The sequence below is a fragment of the Microbacterium sp. P2_F9 genome, assembly GCF_056403635.1.
Genome location: NZ_JBFUFC010000348.1, coordinates 1 through 2,034 on the forward strand (window position 1 = coordinate 1; position 2,034 = coordinate 2,034).

A 2,034-nucleotide genomic window follows, 5' to 3' on the forward strand; every position below is an offset into this window, starting at 1 on the left:
GAGCGCCGCGACACCCTCGTCGTGCCGGCGGCGATGGTCGCCCTCGCGGCGGCCCGGGCGCTCGCCGCAGGTCGGGTGCTCGCAACCTCCGAACCGCTCTACCTGCGCTCGCCCGACGTGACGCTGCCCGCCGGGCCGAAGCGCGTGACAACGCCGGCCGCCAGCGCACCGCTCGCCGGCTCCGCGGCCTCGACCCCGCCCGCGACCCCGCCCGCGACCGGCGCATCACACGCCCCGGAGCCCCGCGCATGACCCTCCGCCGCGCGACCCCCGCCGACCTCGACGCCATCATGGCGCTCGAGCGCGCCTCGTTCCCGACCGACGCGTGGTCCGACGCGATGATGCGCGACGAGCTCGCCTCGCCGCACGGGTGGTACGTCGTGATCGAAGAAGCCGGACGGATCGTGGGCTACGCGGGACTTCGCGCCGTGCGCGGATCGCGGGATGCCGACGTCCAGACCATCGCGATCGCCGCGGGATCCCGGGGCCGGGGACGCGGCCGCGGACTGCTCGAGGCGCTGCTGGCCGAGGCATCCGCTCGTCGTGTGCACGATGTGTTCCTGGAGGTGCGCGCCGACAACCCGGTCGCCCAGGCGCTGTATGCGTCGGAGGGGTTCGTCGAGGTCGGGCGGCGCCCGCGGTACTACCAGCCCGACGACGTCGACGCCGTCGTGATGCGCCTCGACGTGCTCGGGTGGGCCGCGCGGCCGGGAGCCGGTAGGGGTTCCGCGCCAGCAGCGTCGCGAGATCAGGTGATGAGGCACAAGCAGGACGATTCGGCCGGAGATCGGCCTGTGTTCGCCGCATCGCCTGATCCGGCGACGTTGAATCCCCGGCCCGGAGCCGCCGACGCAGGAGCGTGCACATGAACGCCCTTCGACAGGCTCAGGGACCGGATCGACAGGCTCAGGGACCGGATCGACAGGCTCAGGAGCCCCTCGTCCTCGGGATCGAGACGAGCTGCGACGAGACCGGGATCGGGATCGTGCGCGGCCGCACGCTGCTGTCCAACACGATCGCGAGCAGCATGGACGAGCACGCCCGCTACGGCGGGGTCGTCCCGGAGGTCGCGGCCCGGGCGCACCTCGAGGCGCTGCAGCCGTCGATCGAGGCGGCGCTGGCCGAGGCATCCGTCCAACTGAGCGATATCGACGCGATCGCCGTCACCAGCGGACCGGGCCTCGCCGGTGCCCTCATGGTTGGCGTCGGCGCCGCGAAGGCGCTCGCCGTGTCGCTCGACCGGCCGCTCTACGCCGTCAACCACCTCGTCGGACACATCGCCGCCGACATCCTCGACGCCTCCGCGCCGCCGCTGGAGTACCCGACGGTCGCGCTCCTCGTGAGCGGCGGGCACACGTCGCTGCTGCTCGTCCGCGACCTGACGACCGACGTCGAGCTGCTCGGCGAGACCATGGACGACGCCGCCGGCGAGGCCTTCGACAAGGTCGCGCGGCTGCTCGGGCTGCCGTATCCGGGGGGTCCCGAGATCGATCGGGCCGCGGCATCCGGAGATCCTCGCGCGATTCCGTTCCCGCGCGGGCTCTCGCGCGCGTCGGACCTCGCCAAGCACCGCTACGACTTCTCGTTCTCGGGGCTCAAGACGGCGGTCGCCCGATGGACCGAGCAGCGCCAGGCCGCGGGTGAGCCCGTGCCCGTCGCCGATGTCGCCGCGTCGTTCCGCGAGGCCGTCGTCGACGTGCTCGTGACCAAGGCGCTCGCCGCGTGCCGAGACTACGACGTGCCGCGGCTGCTGCTCGGCGGCGGAGTCATCGCGAACCGCCGGCTGCGCGATGTGGCCGTGGAGCGAGCGGATGCCGCGGGCGTGACCGTCCGCATCCCGCCGCTGTCGCTCTGCACCGACAATGGCGCGATGATCGCGGCCCTGGCGTCCGAGCTCATCATGTCGGGGCGACCGCCGTCGACCCTCGCGTTCGGAGCGGATTCCACGCTGCCGGTGACCGAGATCCAGGTGGCGGCGGAGGCGGCATGAGCGACGATCGTGGTGGGGCGGCGGTGCCCGAGGAGGGCGCGGCC

Annotated in this window: 2 protein-coding genes and 1 pseudogene; all 3 read left to right on the forward strand. The window is 73.5% G+C overall.

Translation table 11 applies throughout. The features are described 5' to 3' along the window. Window positions 1–252 (forward strand): annotated as a pseudogene (locus AC1DVT_RS19810) (hypothetical protein); the annotation flags it as partial. Then, on the forward strand, window positions 249–869 hold the full coding sequence (rimI, locus tag AC1DVT_RS19815; RefSeq protein ID WP_477391062.1) for a ribosomal protein S18-alanine N-acetyltransferase: 621 nt from the start codon (window positions 249–251) through the stop codon (window positions 867–869). The pseudogene AC1DVT_RS19810 and the gene rimI, both read left to right, overlap by 4 nt. Next, complete coding sequence (gene tsaD, locus AC1DVT_RS19820) at window positions 866–1,990, forward strand: tRNA (adenosine(37)-N6)-threonylcarbamoyltransferase complex transferase subunit TsaD (RefSeq protein WP_477391064.1); 1,125 nt, start codon at window positions 866–868, stop codon at window positions 1,988–1,990. The genes rimI and tsaD overlap by 4 nt, the downstream gene beginning before the upstream one ends. Window positions 1,991–2,034: the final 44 nt, after the last annotated feature.

Coding starts and splice junctions, on each gene's coding strand:
- rimI (WP_477391062.1), top strand. CDS start 249: ATGACCCTCCGCCGCGCGACCCCCGCCGACCTCGACGCCATCATGGCG.
- tsaD (WP_477391064.1), top strand. CDS start 866: ATGAACGCCCTTCGACAGGCTCAGGGACCGGATCGACAGGCTCAGGGA.